The sequence below is a fragment of the Aeromonas sp. Y311-2 genome (assembly GCF_027706025.1).
Taxonomy (GTDB): Bacteria; Pseudomonadota; Gammaproteobacteria; order Enterobacterales; family Aeromonadaceae; genus Aeromonas; species Aeromonas veronii.
On record NZ_JAPDCL010000005.1, the window covers coordinates 202,652 to 217,529 of the forward strand.

General features: G+C 61.1%; 13 protein-coding genes. 5 read left to right on the plus strand and 8 right to left on the minus strand.

Annotated elements, in window-relative coordinates:
* Nucleotides 1–155 precede the first annotated feature (155 nt).
* From OKC42_RS07395 to OKC42_RS07405, 3 genes are all read left to right on the plus strand, one after another.
* Nucleotides 156–890: a substrate-binding periplasmic protein gene (locus OKC42_RS07395; protein WP_270819361.1), complete on the plus strand. Its 735-nt coding sequence runs from the start codon at nucleotides 156–158 to the stop codon at nucleotides 888–890.
* A 69-nt stretch (nucleotides 891–959) separates the two neighbouring features.
* A complete protein-coding gene (ung, locus tag OKC42_RS07400) occupies nucleotides 960–1,637 on the plus strand; it encodes a uracil-DNA glycosylase (RefSeq protein WP_005353881.1) in 678 nt (225 codons plus the stop codon).
* Between the two features lie 70 nt (nucleotides 1,638–1,707).
* Nucleotides 1,708–2,259 carry a hemerythrin domain-containing protein gene (locus OKC42_RS07405; protein WP_005362195.1) on the plus strand — a complete coding sequence of 184 codons (552 nt, stop codon included), beginning with the start codon at nucleotides 1,708–1,710 and terminating at the stop codon, nucleotides 2,257–2,259.
* A 100-nt stretch (nucleotides 2,260–2,359) separates the two neighbouring features.
* Here OKC42_RS07405 and ygjK read toward each other — a convergent pair whose 3' ends face one another.
* The 4 genes from ygjK to OKC42_RS07425 form a co-directional block, all read right to left on the minus strand.
* A complete protein-coding gene (gene ygjK, locus OKC42_RS07410) occupies nucleotides 2,360–4,840 on the minus strand; it encodes an alpha-glucosidase (protein WP_270819362.1) in 2,481 nt (826 codons plus the stop codon).
* A gap of 194 nt (nucleotides 4,841–5,034) precedes the next feature.
* Entirely contained in the window at nucleotides 5,035–5,835 is an 801-nt protein-coding gene (locus OKC42_RS07415) for a helix-turn-helix transcriptional regulator (RefSeq protein WP_270819363.1), read from the minus strand.
* An 11-nt stretch (nucleotides 5,836–5,846) separates the two neighbouring features.
* On the minus strand, nucleotides 5,847–6,383 hold the full coding sequence (locus OKC42_RS07420) for a YbhB/YbcL family Raf kinase inhibitor-like protein (protein ID WP_270819364.1): 537 nt from the start codon (nucleotides 6,381–6,383) through the stop codon (nucleotides 5,847–5,849).
* A gap of 198 nt (nucleotides 6,384–6,581) precedes the next feature.
* Nucleotides 6,582–7,838 (minus strand): adenylosuccinate synthetase, encoded by a 1,257-nt coding sequence (locus OKC42_RS07425; protein ID WP_005334922.1) that lies wholly within the window; start codon nucleotides 7,836–7,838, stop codon nucleotides 6,582–6,584.
* Nucleotides 7,839–8,008: 170 nt separating this feature from the next.
* Between OKC42_RS07425 and OKC42_RS07430 the strand changes: the two genes are divergently transcribed.
* Nucleotides 8,009–8,923 carry a LysR family transcriptional regulator gene (locus OKC42_RS07430; protein WP_005353868.1) on the plus strand — a complete coding sequence of 305 codons (915 nt, stop codon included), beginning with the start codon at nucleotides 8,009–8,011 and terminating at the stop codon, nucleotides 8,921–8,923.
* Nucleotides 8,924–9,047: 124 nt separating this feature from the next.
* On the opposite strand, the gene OKC42_RS07435 is transcribed toward OKC42_RS07430, so the two are convergent.
* Both OKC42_RS07435 and OKC42_RS07440 read right to left on the minus strand, forming a co-directional pair.
* Nucleotides 9,048–10,460, minus strand: a complete 1,413-nt coding sequence (locus OKC42_RS07435) for a TAXI family TRAP transporter solute-binding subunit (RefSeq protein ID WP_270819365.1) — start codon at nucleotides 10,458–10,460, stop codon at nucleotides 9,048–9,050.
* An 81-nt stretch (nucleotides 10,461–10,541) separates the two neighbouring features.
* A complete protein-coding gene (locus OKC42_RS07440) occupies nucleotides 10,542–11,687 on the minus strand; it encodes a MalY/PatB family protein (RefSeq protein WP_236767428.1) in 1,146 nt (381 codons plus the stop codon).
* A 182-nt stretch (nucleotides 11,688–11,869) separates the two neighbouring features.
* Here OKC42_RS07440 and OKC42_RS07445 point away from each other — a divergent pair, with 182 nt between their 5' ends.
* Nucleotides 11,870–13,042, plus strand: coding sequence for an MFS transporter (locus OKC42_RS07445; RefSeq protein ID WP_270819367.1), 1,173 nt, complete (start codon nucleotides 11,870–11,872; stop codon nucleotides 13,040–13,042).
* A 33-nt stretch (nucleotides 13,043–13,075) separates the two neighbouring features.
* Here the strand turns inward: OKC42_RS07445 and OKC42_RS07450 are convergent, their stop codons facing one another.
* Both OKC42_RS07450 and OKC42_RS07455 read right to left on the minus strand, forming a co-directional pair.
* Nucleotides 13,076–13,972 (minus strand): LysR family transcriptional regulator, encoded by an 897-nt coding sequence (locus tag OKC42_RS07450; RefSeq protein ID WP_270819368.1) that lies wholly within the window; start codon nucleotides 13,970–13,972, stop codon nucleotides 13,076–13,078.
* 127 nt (nucleotides 13,973–14,099) lie between these two features.
* Complete coding sequence (locus OKC42_RS07455) at nucleotides 14,100–14,855, minus strand: YciK family oxidoreductase (RefSeq protein ID WP_005334909.1); 756 nt, start codon at nucleotides 14,853–14,855, stop codon at nucleotides 14,100–14,102.
* Nucleotides 14,856–14,878 lie beyond the last annotated feature (23 nt).

The following is a 14,878-nucleotide window of genomic DNA, read 5'->3' on the forward strand; positions in this document are numbered from 1 at the left end:
ATCAAAAATAGGTCATTTTTCTGATTTTGTAAGATATCCAAATTATGCATCTTTTATCTCACTAATCTAGTAATTTAACTACATCTTTTCGGCTTTTTTCTGAGGTCAATTGAGGGGTTGGCTACACTCAGCAAAAAAAACGAGGAGAGGTCCGGGTGAATAATGGGTGGCGAAAGTGGGTATGGCTCGCCCTGTGCTGTTGCTGGGCAAGCAGTGTTGCGGTGCGGGCCGAGACGGTGCGTATTGCTGTGGGCGAGTGGCCGCCCTATATCAGTGAGTCGTTGCCCAATCAGGGCTTTCTCTGTGAGGTGGTGCGCCAGGCCTTTGCCGAAGAGGGGCTCGATGTCAGCTTTCACTTCTATTCCTGGGCCGAGGCTTACCGACTGACTCTGGAGGGGCGCTATGTGGTCACCATGCCCTGGTTTCGCTCCCGCGAGCAGCTTTTCTATCTCTCCGCCTCGCTCGGCCATTTCACCACTCGCCTGATGACGCTGACCGGTACGCCCGCGGTCAATCTGGGTGAGCTGAAACACGAGCCGGTCGGGGTGACCCGTGGTTATTTCTATGGCGATGGTTTTGCCGCTCGCCAAGCCGGGCTCACCCTCGAGTGGTCAGATTCCGATGAGCAGAGCATGGGCAAGCTGCTCGACGGGCGGATCCACTATCTGGTGATGGATGAGCAGGTGGCACAGACTCTGTTCCAGCAGGCGCTCGTTCGTCATCCCCAATCGCTGTCACTGACCGGTGCCGCCGCCCCCATCTGGTCGCAACCGGGATACCTGCTGATGCGCAAGGCCGATCCCGAGGCGCGCAGTCTGATGCTGCTGTTCAATACCGGCCTGCGCAAGCTGGAGCGCTCGGGGCGCCTCGCCAGGCTCTGGAAAGCGTGAGCCACGGTTGCGTCTTGCGGGCTGGCCCCCTATCCTGAGCCCTTCGCCGTATCAAGTGAGGAGGCCGGGGTGCTGACCTGGAGTGATGTGATTGGCTCTGAGAAAGAGCAGGACTATTTCAAGAGTACGCTGGCAACTGTCAGAGCCGAGCGGGAAGCGGGCAAGGTGATCTACCCGCCAGCTACCGATGTGTTCAATGCCTTCAAGCTGACCGAGCTGGATCAGGTCAAGGTGGTGATCCTGGGGCAGGATCCCTACCACGGCCCCAATCAGGCGCACGGGCTCTGCTTCTCCGTTCTGCCCGGCGTGCGTACGCCTCCCTCACTGGTCAACATCTATAAAGAGATGCAGCGTGACCTGCCAGGTTTCGTCACACCCAACCACGGCTTTCTCGAATCCTGGGCCAAACAGGGGGTCCTGCTGCTCAACACTGTGCTGACGGTGCAGGCCGGTCAGGCCCATTCCCACGCCCATCTGGGATGGGAGACCTTTACCGACCGGGTCATCGAGCAGATCAATGCCAGTTGTCAGGGCGTGGTGTTCCTGCTGTGGGGGGCCCACGCCCAGAAGAAGGGACGTTTCATCGACCGCCAGCGTCACTATGTGCTGACCGCGCCGCACCCGAGCCCACTCTCTGCCCACCGCGGTTTCATCGGTTGCGGTCACTTTAGCGAGACCAATCGCTTGCTGGAACAACAGGGCAAGAGTCCGATAGAGTGGAAATCTGTCTGCATCCCACTTGATTGAGTGCAAAGTTCGGGCGACAAATGACCGTATACTCAGGGACATAAGATTAATTCAGAGCCAAGGAGTGCCCATGTTATCCAGTCTGCACAAGGACCATCTCAACATCGCCCGACTTTTGGAGCTGCTCAAGCACAAGCTGGCAGCCATCCGTGCCGAAGAGCCCATCAGCTATTTTCTGGTGCGCGATGTCATCGACTACCTGCGGGAGGTCTCTGACAAGTACCACCATCCCAAGGAAGACCTCATCTATGACTACTACCTGAAATATCGGGTGGTGGAGGGGGAGGTCGCCAACCGCCTGCAGGAGGAGCACGTCAAGCTGCTGGAGGCCGGGGCCGATCTCAAGGAGATGGTGGAGATGATCCTGATGGATGCGGTGATCCCCCTCGATCAGTTCACCACCAAGCTGGAGCGCTTCGTGGAGCTGCAAGAGGCACACATGAACTATGAAGAGGGGGTGATCTTCCCCCATCTGCGTGACTCCCTGACCGAGGATGACTGGCGTCATCTGGAGCAAAACTGGCAGAACCGCGCCATTGGCGACCCCCTGTTCGGGGCTGAGGTGAGCCAGCACTTCCAGGCACTGGCCAAACGCCTCTCTCTGCCGCTCACGAACGGCTAAGACGAGCCCGTACCCGCAGCGTGGCAGGTATTGTATGAGTGCAACTTGAGTGAAAACAGAAAGGCCTCCATCCGGAGGCCTTTTGCATGGTGGAGCAAGCTTACGCCTGTGGTTTCAGGAAGTTGCGATAGAGCATATAGAGGTGGGCCGAGCTCCAGCTGAAGTTGCTGGCCCCCTGCATGGCGCCGGTCTCCGGATTGTAGTTTTCGCGGATGGGGCCGCTGCCCGCCAAGCCTTCTGCGTTGTTGAACAGTTTGTTGACCAGTGCTTCGGCATCGCTGCGGTAGCCGTAGTTCTCCAGCCCCTTCACCCCGAAGTAGAACTGATCGAGCCATACCCGGCCGCGCCAGTAGATATTGGGGTCGTAGGCCGGGTTGGTGAGTGCGGCTGTGCCCAGTGGGATCTTTGTGTTGAACTCCTGGACGTTGAGCATCACCTCGCGCACCCGTGCAGCTTTCTCCTTGTCGGCGACCTCAGCCCAGAGCGGGCTCCACCCTTCCGGGCCACGGCCGCGGGCGGTCAGCAATTTGCCGACGCAGCCGTTGCCGTCAGCCACATCCCCCTGACCAATCTGGCGATCGTAATAGAAGCCTGACGCCTCATCGAACATGCAGCTGTTGATGTAACCAGCCAGCTGGGTCGCGCCATCGCGGTAGCGGCTTGCGTCGTTCGGCTTGCCAAGCAGGTCGGCCATGTCGGCCAGAATGCGTTTCTCCTTGGCGAGGAAGGCGTTGAGCTCCACCGACTCCTGATCGATGGAGAAACCGATCAAATCGCCATTGTCCTGATGGTTTTCAAAGAAGGCGACGTTCCAGTCCTGACGAGCCTTGGCCAAATCTCCGCCATAGGTCTTGTCGGCATAGCGTTGCAGCTGGCCCGGTTCGATAAAGCCGAAGCGGGCGGCGTTGTCCATGCCTGACTCCCAACCGGCGCCGTGCTGGGCACCGATATCCATGTCGCTGTAGCCACCCACGTTCAACACCTGTTGATAGAGCGGCATACCGGCGCAGGCATACCAGCCATCCCCCTCACTGGTACAGCTGGAGAGATCCAGCCCGGCGGGAATACCGTTGGAGTACTGCACCTTGAAGGTGATATTGCCGTACTCGTCATTGTGCTCCACATGCTTGGTGGCGCCATATTCGATGATGCCGTTGCGGTTGTTGTCCCGCGCACGGTACCACCAGTCGTGGTAGGCCTGCAGCTTGGGATACATCTCGGCGATAAAGGCCTTGTCCTTGGTGGCGCTGTAGATTTCCCAGATGGCCCAGGCGGAGAGGGGCGGCTTGGTATCGCGCTCGTTCCAGTTGCCGCCATCGCCACCGCGATCCGCCAGCTTGTTGTAGAAGACGGCGTCGATCACCATGCCCGCATCCTGCGGTCGTACCGGATCATCCGGCTGTACCTGATAGTCATACATGGCACGCACGTTGTTCTTGGCTACCTCAGGGTTGAAGTGTGCCATGGCATAGGCGTGCTTCCAGCTGTCCCAGGCCCAGACGCCGTCGAACCAGCGGGCGGTATTGGAAGGGGTTACCCCGTCGTGGAGGATGGCGCCAGCCGGGGATCGCCAGTTGCCATTGAGGGTCTCCATCGCCTTGACGGCGATGCGGCGCTCCGACTCGGGGATACCCTGATTGGAGAGACCGTTGGCAAGGTAGTCCTCCCAGCGGCGGATGGAGTCGGCAAAATAGCTGGCCGGGTTGGCCAGCAGGGCCTGACGGCTCTGCTGATGGCGGCTGGCGTCATCTGCGGAGTGGAGATAGCTCTGCAGGGTGTAGATATCCTCGCTCCCCTTGGCAGCCAGAGTAATGCTGGCGTCACTTTGGTAGCCCAGTGTTTTCTGGTCGAGGGTGGTGCGGCTTGGCAGGGTGCGGTCGATGCGATAGCGGGCGCTGCCGCTCTGCATGATGTTCCAGGTGCTGCGCAGTTTGCCGAACTGGAATTCGATTCCTTTGTCGCTCTCGCTGATGGTGCGAGTCCAGCCTGGATATTTGCTGGCAATCGTATCCTTGGCGTCCCATTGATTGAGCAACTCGCCCTGCCAGTTGAGGTTGAGGGTGAGCGGTGCATCGGTCTGATTGATGAGTCGGGTGCGGATAAGGGTGGTGCGGGCATCGCCATAACGCAGCTCCAGCTCCAGCGTAAAGGGCTCGAACTCGAAGCGTTGCACCAGCGCACCGGGAATGGCGTACACCTCCTGCTTGCGGGCGCTGGTGAGCGGGAACGGGCGGCCGCTCGCATCGCTCAGGGTGAGCTTGTCCAGCTCGCTGGCAAAGAAGAGGCTGTACTCCTCGGAGATGACCATGGGGCCGGTAAAGCCCCCCCACTCCTTGTCGCTGGCAGGCAGCAGGAAACCGTGCCATGCCCCCAGATCGAGCAGCGGGTTGTATTTGAGGTTGGAGTAGCTGTCAAAGTCGCGGAATTGGGTCGGTGTTCCCCGACGGTCGATCACGTCCTTGTACTGGATGGCCTGCTCCGGTTTGGCGACTGTGCTGCTCTCTGTCTGGTTATCGTTGCAGGCAGTCAGTCCGAACAGGGCGGTGCCGAGGGCTACCGAGAGTAAAGTTTTACGAAACATCGCTCGCTCCAATTCCGTTTATGTAGGTTAAAAGGAAGATTTTTTACGCTTATTTTAGTGAAAAGGTGTTCGGTAGCCATTGTATGGCAAGGGAAAAGGGAGCGCTGGCGCGAGATCACACTCTGAAGAGGTGGCAATGTGAGCGGGATCACCGGGTTACATCAGGTTACACAGAATTGGTTTTAAGTAATATTTTACTGTTCATTGCTCGCCAATCTGGCAGGGCAGGTGTGCAGGTATTGGTGGGGCGTCAGGCCGAACTCCTGCTTGAAGCGGGCGGCAAAGCGGCTGGGGGAGTCATAACCGCAGGCGAGGGCGACCTCCAGCGGGGTCAGGCCCTGTTGCAACAGGTTGAGGGCGTGGCTCATGCGCACCTGAGCCAGCAACTGGCGAAAGCTGCGACCTTCGGCGGCCAGCTTGCGCACCATGGAGGCGCGGCTCATGGAGAAGTGGGGGGCCACCGCCTCCAGGGTGTGGTCGATTCCGGGTTCCACCGCCAGGTAGCGTGCCAGCCGCTCTGCGAGGGTCATGGTGCTGGCGGGAAAGAGCAATCCGAGGGCGTTGGCGGCCCGCAGCTCGGCATAGAAGCCGCGCAGCAGTTCGGCCTGGGTCGCCTCGCTCAGTCCCCGTTCGGCCATGGTGCTGATGAGCTCAAAGCAGAAGGCGAGCCCGGGGGTGACCTTGACGGCAGGTTCCTCCAGATCGGCGTGGGAAGGGGCTGACTCGGCCAGCCATTCTGGTGGCGGCGGGGTGAGCAGCGTGATGGCGTGGGAGCGAAACTTGCCCTGCTCCGGCTGATTGACGAAAGTGAGCTGGTGGCCTGCCGGGATCAGCAGCCATCGCTCCCTGTCAAACGACAGACGTCGCTCGCGCCACCACAGTTGCTTGCTCCCCTGGGTGACCCAGATAAGGGTCGGGGCGTAGATGAGCACCCGATGCAGGGGCTGCTGGCGGATCCCGAGATAGTGGCTCTGTTGCAGCAGGGGAGTGCTCATCCGGTTGGCTCCTAGGGGGTGACGAAGGTGGTGGTCAGGGTGGCTTTGCCGAGCGCCATGCTGTTGAGCATGTAGCCTACCATAGCCGGCGGGGTATCAGCCTTTACCTCGAGATCATGGGGCAGGGCCCAGGCGGTGAACTGATAGCGGTGCATGCCGTGACCAGCGGGCGGGCAGGGGCCGCCATAACCCTGGCTGCCAAAGTCGGTGCGGATCTCCAATCCCTGCTTGAGCTTGCCGGAGGCATTGCTGGCCAGTTCGCTCTGGGTGGCAGGCAGGTTAACCACCAGCCAGTGCCACCAACCGCTGCCGGTGGGGGCATCTGGGTCATAGGCGGTGATGGCAACACTCTTGGTGCCTGCCGGCAGATCCTGCCAACTCAGCTGGGGCGAGTGGTTGTCGCCGCTGCAGCCAAAGCCGTTGAAGCTGAACTGTTTGTCCATCAGCTGGCCTTCGTGAATGTCCGTGCTCTTCAGGGTCATGGCAAAGGCTGGCATGGTCGTCAGGCAGAGCAGTGGCAACAGGGCACTGTGTTTGAGCAATTTCATCGGGTGACTCCTCGTGTGGTAACGGGTTCACTTTAGCGAGAGCAGGGCAGAATAATATTGCAGAACGGCTCAATGTGAGGTCGATTGTTGAGTTAATTGAGCCTTTGGGTGGTTTTTATGGCGATAAGGTAAATAGCAGCCATAAAAAAAACCGGCATCAGGGATGCCGGTTTTTTGTTTGACGATAAGAGGTGCGGCTTAGCGCAGGATCATCTCGTCACGGCCCGGGCCGACGGAAACCATCGGAACCGGTACGCCGAGCAGCTCTTCGATACGCAGCACGTACTGCTGGGCCGCTTTGGGCAGCTCTTCGAAGGTGCGGCAGCCGGTGATGTCTTCGCTCCAGCTTTCCATCTGCTCGTAAACTGGCTTCAGGGCAGCGGTTTGCGGCCAAATCGGGTTCTCGGTGTGGGCACCTTCGTAAGCCACGCAGATCTTCAGATCTGGCAGACCGGTCAGGCAGTCCAGCTTGGTCAGGGCCACTTCGGTGGCGGCTTGCAGCTCGACACCGTTCTTGGTGGCGACAGCATCGAAGTAACCGACATCACGGGGACGGCCGGTGGTGGCACCGAACTCGTTGGTGATCTTGCGGAACTCGTCCTGGTTCTCCATGGCGGTCAGCAGGGTGCCGGTACCGACAGAGGAGCTGAATGCCTTGGCCACAGCGATGACGCGCTCCGGGCGCAGACCCGGCAGACCGCCACCGATACCGGCGTAGGCGCCAGATACGTGGGAGGAGGTGACCCAGGGGTATTCGCCGTAGATCAGGTCACGGCCAGCGCCCAGCTGCGCTTCGAACAGCAGGGTCTTGCCTTCTGCCTGCAGCGCTTTGAGCGGCATGCTGACGTTGCACACGGCGTCGATCCAGGGGGCAGAGACTTCCAGCAGCCAGTCGGCCATCTCCTGGGCAGTCTGGGTGAATTCGAAGGAGGGGTAGATAGCCTTCATCTGCGGCAGTTTCCAGTCCAGCATGAACTGGATGCGCTCGACCAGCACGTCCGGCTGTTTCAGCCAGCCGACCAGGATCGCTTTCTTCATCACGCGATCGCCGTAGGCAGGAGCGATGCCCTGACGGGTGGAGCCATAGGCGCCGTCACCCAGACGTTGCTCTTCCAGGGTATCTTCCAGTGCGTGCAGCGGCAGGCAGAGGGTTGCGCGGTCAGAGATGGCCAGCTTCGGAGTCACGCCGGAGGCTTTGACTTCGTCGAGCTCGACGGTCAGTTTCTCGGGGCTGATCACCATGCCCGGGCCGAGGACAACCAGGCAATCCGGGTTGAATACGCCACTCGGAACCTGGTGCAGCTTGAAGGTGCCAAGGTCGTTGACCACGGTGTGGCCAGCGTTGTTGCCGCCCTGGAAGCGAATGCTGGCGCCAGCTTGACCTGCCAGATAATCCACGATGCGGCCTTTGCCTTCATCACCCCAGTTAGCACCTACGACTACGATAGACGACATGACTCTTTCTCCTAAGACGTTAGGCGTCCATCCTAGGAGCCTGATGCGGATTAGAAAAATTAATTATCTTTATAATTCCGATAAGAGAGCCATATAATTATGGCCAATTAAGCGGCAAACCGTCCGATTTTGCCTGGCAAGCCCCGCACATCGCGGGTTGAGGGACTCTTATGCTGGATATTCACTGGCTGCAAACCTTTGTCACCCTGGCCCGATTGCAACATTTTGGCCAGACCGCCACCGAGCTGCACATGACCCAGCCCAATGTCAGCCTGCATATCAAGCGGCTGGAGCAGGCGACCCGGGTGCGGCTGATCGAGCGCAGTCCGTTTCGCCTGACGCAGGCGGGGGAGCGGCTGCTGCAAAGCGCCGAGCGCACCATCGCCGAGTTGCAGCTCTGCCAGTCCGATCTCAATGCCCTCAACCAGCTGAGTCAGGGGACGCTGGCCATCGCCGCCAGCGACATCATCTCCCGCCTGCTGCTGATCCAGCCGTTCCAGCGCTTCAAGCGGGAGTTCCCCGGCATCGACCTTACCCTGTTCAACACCACTTCGGATCAGGCCGCCGAGCTGGTCAAGGCGGGCAAGGCGGATCTGGGTTTTGTCATGGCGCAAAAGCGCAGCGAGCCGCTCTTCTACACCGAGCTGCAACAGGTGACCTGGTGCGCGCTGGGCCACGGCCTTGCCCGCTGGCAGGCGCGGGCGGTGGCGGGGGAGAGCGACCCCCTCGACGAGCCGACCCTGATCCTGCTCGGTCACGACACCCGCACCCGGGCGCTGATCGACCCGTCCCTGCCGCTGCTGGCCTTGCCCCCCTGTCGCATCATGGAGGTGGGCAGCGTGGACGCCCAGCTCGATTGGGCCGAGGCAGGCTTTGGTGTCGCCATCGTGCCGGATTTCTCCCTGCATCCGCGCCTCAACCTCACCGCGCCGGTCACCAGCCTCGGCGACTTTCCCGGTACCAGTCTGGGCTACGTGGTGCGCCAGAATCAGGTGTTGTCGCGGGCCATCAAGCAGTTGCTGCACTGGGTGGAGGAGGAGATCCAGAAGCCCAACCCCTATCTGACCCGTGTGATGGAGCCGTAGCGGGGCGGCAAGGTGAGCAGGCCTATCGGGGTGACTGTGCTGCCATCAATTGCGTCACTATCGAACGCGCGTAAACAATCAGGGCAGCCGAGGCTGCCCTGATGCATTTGTGGGTGCTGACCATTCAGGGTTGCAGCTGTGTGGCTGCGTTGGCGGCAGGGGAGGGCAGTGTATCGGTTTTATCCTGCTGCGAGGTTTCGCCAGTCACCGCACTGCTGGCCGGCTGGTTTGCCTGTTCTTGTAGCGAAGTGGCCGCAGAGGCGCTCTGTGGCAACTGAGTCGACACGGCAGCCGATGGTGATGGAACCGTTGACGCTGCGGCAGAAGGAGCCATGCTCTCACCCTCGGTGGTTGGCGTAGAAGTGAGCTCGGAGGTGACCTCAAGTGCCTCTTCGGGCAAGGGATTAACCTCTGTGGCTTCTGTTGCCACTGCGGCACTGCTGGTGGCGGTCGCGTCAGAGGGCGCAGTCGTCCCGTTGGCGGCGCTCACCGGCACTGTCGTGGGCACCGCCTCCGAGGCCGATGGCGCTGGTGTTAACGGCTCCGGTGTCAGCTGTTCCGCAGTTAACTGCTCGGGGGTCAGTGGCAAGGGGGCTGGCGGTTGATCCGACATCCCCGCATGGAGGGGCAGCTCGGTCTGCGCCTGCAACTGCTCGGGGGTCACCTTGCTCAGGGCAGGATGCAGCCGACTGAACTGTTTGACCCGGGCCAGCAGGGTATCGCGCACGGTACGGACGATGGGGTCCGGCAGGCTGGCCAGCGCCACCAGTTCGGCACTCATCCCGATGTTGTTGATGGCAGTAGTCTGCCCCGGATAGAGGTTGGCGGCGATGCGGCTGCGCTGGTAGTAGGGGTGCTGCTTGAGTAGCGTGTCGATCTGCTCCCCTTCGATGGGGATGAGGCGCACCTTGCAGCGGCTGATCAGGTCGCCGACCGCCAGACTGGGGTGACCGGCCACCACAAAAGCGGCATCCAGCGAGCCATCGCACAGCCCTTCCAGCGGTTCGCTGTCCGACTTGAGCTGATAGGCAGCAAACTGCCCGGGTTGCCATCCCATGGCCGCCATCAGGGCCTGGCTGGTGATCTGCTCACCGGCGCCCTTGTTGCCCGGATAAACCCGCTTCCCTTCGATATCTGCCAGGGTGGTGATGCCGCTATTGGGGGCAGCCAGCAGGGTCAGCGACTCCTGATAGAGGCGAAACAGGCTGCGCAGCTCATTGTTGGCCCCCTGCCCGCTGAAGGGGCCGGTGCCGTGCAGTGCGTGGTGCAACACATCGGACTGCACCAGCGCCAGTTGTACGTCCCCTTTGTCGAGTGCCTTGAGGTTGGCCATCGAGCCACGGGTGCTCTGCACGGTGCAGCTGTCCCCATGCAGGGCATGGCCGGCATTGAGCACCCGGCAGATGGCGCCACCGGTCGGGTAGTAGACCCCATTGAGCGGGCCCGTTCCGATAGTCAGCGCCTGGCTGCCAAAGGGGAGCAGCGCAGAGAGTGCACAGAGGGGAAGCAGAAGGTGATGCAAGATCCGTAGAGACATAATTGACCGTTGACTGAGTTGACTGCTGGCTGATGACACAGGGAAAAAGGGATGGGGCTTGCCCATCCCGTTGCTGGCTGATCAGGGCTTGCTGTGGTTGAGGATTGCCTGCTCCATCCGCGCCAGCGCGTCGGTCAGCCGTGCTCTGGTGCAGCCGAAGTTGAGCCGCACGAACTGACCGTCGCCAAACTGGGCGCCGGGGGAGAGACCAACGCCGGCCTGCTCGAAGAAGGCGATGGGATCGGCAAGGCCAAGGGCGCTCACATCGATCCAGGCCAGATACGTCGCCTGATGACAGGCCAGCTTGACGCCGGGCCAGCGGGCAACCGCTTGCTGGATCAGGGCCAGATTGGCTGCCAGATAGTCGAGTTGCTCGGTCAGCCACTGTTCGCCACCCTCATAGGCCGCTTCGGCGGCGACAAAGCCCAGCAGGTTGACGTCGGCGCTGATGCCGCGCATCGCCTGTTGCAGCCTGAAGCGCAGACGGGCGTTGGGGATAATGGCGAAGGAGCAACAGAGACCGGCGATATTGAAGGTCTTGCTCGGGGCCATCATCACCGCGCAGCGCTCGGCTGCTTGTGCACTGATGGCGCCGTAGGGAATGTGGCGGGCATTCTTATCCAGCAGCAGATCGCAGTGGATTTCATCGGAGCAGATCACCAGATTGTGGCGCGCGGCGATGGCATCGATGGCCAGCAGCTCGTCACGGGTGAAGATGGTGCCGCCCGGGTTGTGGGGGTTGCAGAGCAGCAGCAGATCTGCGGCGGGGGCCTGACGCTCAAGCTCTGCCAGATCCAGCACCCAGCGCCCGGCCTCTTCAATCATCGGCACGGTGAGCAGGGGACGATCATTGAAGCCCGGCGCCTGCAGGAAGGGGTAGTAGACCGGCTTGGGGGTGATGATACCGCGGCCATGCTGGCTCCACGCCTTGCAGGCGAGGTTGAGCCCCGGCACCACGCCGGGTAGGAACACCAGCCATTCGGGCTCGATGGCCCAGCCATAGCGGGTCGCCATCCGTTCGATAATGAGTTCGATCAGGCGCGGCGAGGGGCGTGAATAGCCGAAAATGCCGTGGGCAACCCGTTTGGTCAACGCCTCGATCACGGACGGGGGGGAGACAAAGTCGGTATCGGCAACCCACATGGGCAGCACATCCTGACCCTTGTACTTGTCCCATTTCAGGCTCATGGTGCCACTGCGGTCTACTTCCTGATCAAAATCAAACATGCGAACTCCTTGTGCTGGCAGGATGGGCTTTCACTCTACGGGGTCGCGGCCTCCCTCGCAAGGCGCACACCCGCTTATGCCATCCTTGAGCCCGCTCTTGATAGTGACATAAGATAGGCGCCGAATTTTCATACGGCTGCCGCCCGTTAGCCCGTATCGTCCCTCCAACCAGTGGTAACCCTATGAGCTTGTCGATAGCGGCGGTCAAACGCCCTGACCCCGTCTCTCTTTCATTTCTTGCCGTGACCTTTATGACTGGCGTCGCGGTGGCACTGCAGGTGCCTACCTTAAGTCTGTTTCTGGCCGAAGAGGTGCAGGTGCGCCCCTTTCTGGTCGGGCTCTTCTATACCATCAATGCGGTGGTGGGCATTCTGGTCAGCCAGTGGCTGGGCCATCGCTCCGACAACAAGGGGGATCGCAAGCGACTGATCATGCGCTGCTGTTTTGCCGGAGTGGCGCTCTCCTTGCTGTTTGCCTGGAACCGCAACTACTGGCTGCTGGCGAGTCTGGGGGTTATGCTGGCTGCGCTGGCGGCCACTGCCAGTCCCCAGCTGTTTGCGCTGGCGCGGGAGTACTCCGACAGCCGCAACCGGCGGGCGGACATGTTCAGCTCGGTGATGCGCGCCCAGTTTTCGCTGGCCTGGGTCATAGGCCCGCCCATCGCCTTTGCGCTGGCCATCGGCTACGGTTTTGAGCTGATGTATCTGGCCTCGGCACTGGCCTACCTGCTCTGCGCCCTGGTGGTGTGGCGCTGGCTGCCCTCTCTGCCGCTGCCCAAGCTGGCTGAAGAGAGCGAGCGGGTCAGCAGCTGGCGGGATCCGGCGGTGCGGGCACTCTTTATCGCCTCAACCCTGATGTGGACCTGCAACAGCATGTACCTCATCAATATGCCGCTTTACATCACCCGAGAGCTCGGGATGGATGAGAAGCTTGCTGGTATCCTGATGGGCACGGCAGCTGCGCTCGAGATCCCCTTCATGCTGCTGGCGGGTTACTACACGGCCCGTTTTGGCAAGCGCCCCATGATGTTGCTGGCGGTGCTGGCTGGCGCGGCCTTTTACACCGGTCTGGTGACTCTCACCGACCAATACGCCCTGATCGCCTTGCAGCTGTTCAACGCCATCTTCATCGGTATCGTGGCGGGGATCGGCATGTCTTACTTTCAGGATCTGATGCCGGGGCGAGCCGGGGTGGCGACCACCCTGTTTGCCAACAGTATCCGCACCGGCTCCATCATGGCAGGGGCCATCGCCGGTGTGGTGGCGGAGGTGTGGAGTTTCCACGGGGTCTTTATGGTGGCGTTGGGATTGGCACTGGTGGCACTGGCCGCCAGCTGGCGGGTGCCCAACGTCTGACAGGGGGGCTGGCTGTTATTTGTCGTGTTGGGGCTAGGCGTGCGGAAGCGGCGCTGATTCGCCCTGATACTCGTTACGCAGGCAGCGCAGCAGCAGCTCGGTCGCGGGGCCGAGAGATTCGGGTGAGAGGGTCAGCAGATAGGTGTAGAGGTGGCGCTCGTTGCCGCTCTCCAGATCCAGCTGTATGAGTGACCCTTCCGCCAGCTCCCGCTCTACCAGATGGCGCGGCAGCCAGGCATAGCCGAGGCCAAGGCGCAGCATGGCGAGCACTTCGTGGTAGTGGGTGGCCTTCCAGCCAGTGTCATCCGCATCGTTCCAGTCCACCGAGCGGTGAATGGGGGGATGAAGGCTGATCTGGTTGTGGCTGGTCAGCACATCGCTGCGGATGGCCCCCTCCTCCTGTGCCAGCGGATGGCTGGCGGCGCAGAGAGGCAGCAGGCACACCTCGTCCAGCAACAGGCCGGTGCGATCGCCGGGCAGGTGCTCGGAGAGCATCAGATCCCCCGGTTGCAGGGCGTTGAAGTGGCAGTGAATGCGTTCGTGCAGGTTGACCCGGCAACCCCGGCTGCGGGGATAGAAGCTGGCCAGCGCCCGATAGAGGCGATCCCTTGGCTGCAGCGCCGAGACATAGAGGTTGATCTGCGGCTCCCATTGCCGCTCCAGGTTGTTGGCCAGATTTTCCAGCTCTTCCACCTGTTGGCTCAACTGACGGGCCCGCTTGAGGAAGATCTCGCCCGCCGGGGTCAGCACCGCCTTGCGGCCGCGCACCTCCAGCAAGGGCACCCCCAGACTCTGCTGCAACTTCGCAACCGCATGATTGAGGGAGGACTGGCTCTTGTTCAGCGCCTCGGCCGCCTGGGCGTAGCCGCCGCAGTCGACCACCGCCTGAAAGATCCGCCATTGCTCAAACGTGCTCTTGGGACGAAACATAGTTCAACCTGATTGGAGATAGGATGGTCAGTGGTTCGAACAGGGAGCCTGTGCCCCCTATTCAATTTAACCCCTGCCGCACAACACTCTGGGTATTTTATTGATTTATTTGGGCTGAGCCGCCTGTTTATTTTGGCTGAGCCACAAAGGTCTGGCCGGTTTTGCCGCGGCTGTCCGACCCCATCAGGTAGAGGTAGAGCGGCATCAGATCGGCCGGAGTCTTGAGGTTCATGGGATCTTCCGCCGGGAATGCGCTGGCGCGCATCTTGGTACGGGTACCGCCCGGATTGAGGGTATTGACCCGCACGCCGGTGTTCTCAAGCTCGTCGGCCAGCACTTCCATCATCCCCTCGATGGCAAATTTGGAGATGGCATAGGTGCCCCAGTAGGCGCGCCCCTTGCGTCCCACGCTGGAGGAGGTGTAGACGATAGAGGCATCGCCCTGCGCCTTGGCTGTCTGGCGTAGCAGCGGCAGCAGCGCCTGGGTCAGCAGGAATTCCGATTTGACGTTGACCTGCATCACTTCGTCCCACTCCTTCTCCTGAATATGTTCAAACGGAGAGAGGGTGCCGAGCAGACCGGCGTTGAACAGCACGCCGTCGAGGCGGCCAAACTGCTGGGCGAAGGTTTCGGCCATGCCGCGGTAGTGGGCGGCGGTGGCCCCTTTCAGATCCACCGGCACGATGGCGGGCAGCGGATAACCGGCTGCTTCAATCTGGTCATACACGGCTTCGAGTTTGGCGCTGGTGCGGCCGAGCAGGATCACGGTGGCACCGTGGGCGGCGTAGGTGAGGGCGGCTTCGCGGCCGATCCCGTCGCCGGCACCGGTGACCAGAATGACTTTATCCTTGAGCAGATCGCGGGGCGCCTGATAATCGAGCATGACAACTCCTGTTAACAAATTCC

Bases quoted from the DNA above. Each gene is read 5' to 3' on its own strand.
- OKC42_RS07455 (WP_005334909.1), bottom strand. From the start codon at position 14,855: ATGCTCGATTATCAGGCGCCCCGCGATCTGCTCAAGGATAAAGTCATT.
- OKC42_RS07430 (WP_005353868.1), top strand. From the start codon at position 8,009: ATGCTGGATATTCACTGGCTGCAAACCTTTGTCACCCTGGCCCGATTG.
- OKC42_RS07405 (WP_005362195.1), top strand. From the start codon at position 1,708: ATGTTATCCAGTCTGCACAAGGACCATCTCAACATCGCCCGACTTTTG.
- OKC42_RS07415 (WP_270819363.1), bottom strand. From the start codon at position 5,835: ATGAGCACTCCCCTGCTGCAACAGAGCCACTATCTCGGGATCCGCCAG.
- OKC42_RS07440 (WP_236767428.1), bottom strand. From the start codon at position 11,687: ATGTTTGATTTTGATCAGGAAGTAGACCGCAGTGGCACCATGAGCCTG.
- OKC42_RS07450 (WP_270819368.1), bottom strand. From the start codon at position 13,972: ATGTTTCGTCCCAAGAGCACGTTTGAGCAATGGCGGATCTTTCAGGCG.
- OKC42_RS07420 (WP_270819364.1), bottom strand. From the start codon at position 6,383: ATGAAATTGCTCAAACACAGTGCCCTGTTGCCACTGCTCTGCCTGACG.
- OKC42_RS07435 (WP_270819365.1), bottom strand. From the start codon at position 10,460: ATGTCTCTACGGATCTTGCATCACCTTCTGCTTCCCCTCTGTGCACTC.
- ygjK (WP_270819362.1), bottom strand. From the start codon at position 4,840: ATGTTTCGTAAAACTTTACTCTCGGTAGCCCTCGGCACCGCCCTGTTC.
- OKC42_RS07425 (WP_005334922.1), bottom strand. From the start codon at position 7,838: ATGTCGTCTATCGTAGTCGTAGGTGCTAACTGGGGTGATGAAGGCAAA.
- OKC42_RS07445 (WP_270819367.1), top strand. From the start codon at position 11,870: ATGAGCTTGTCGATAGCGGCGGTCAAACGCCCTGACCCCGTCTCTCTT.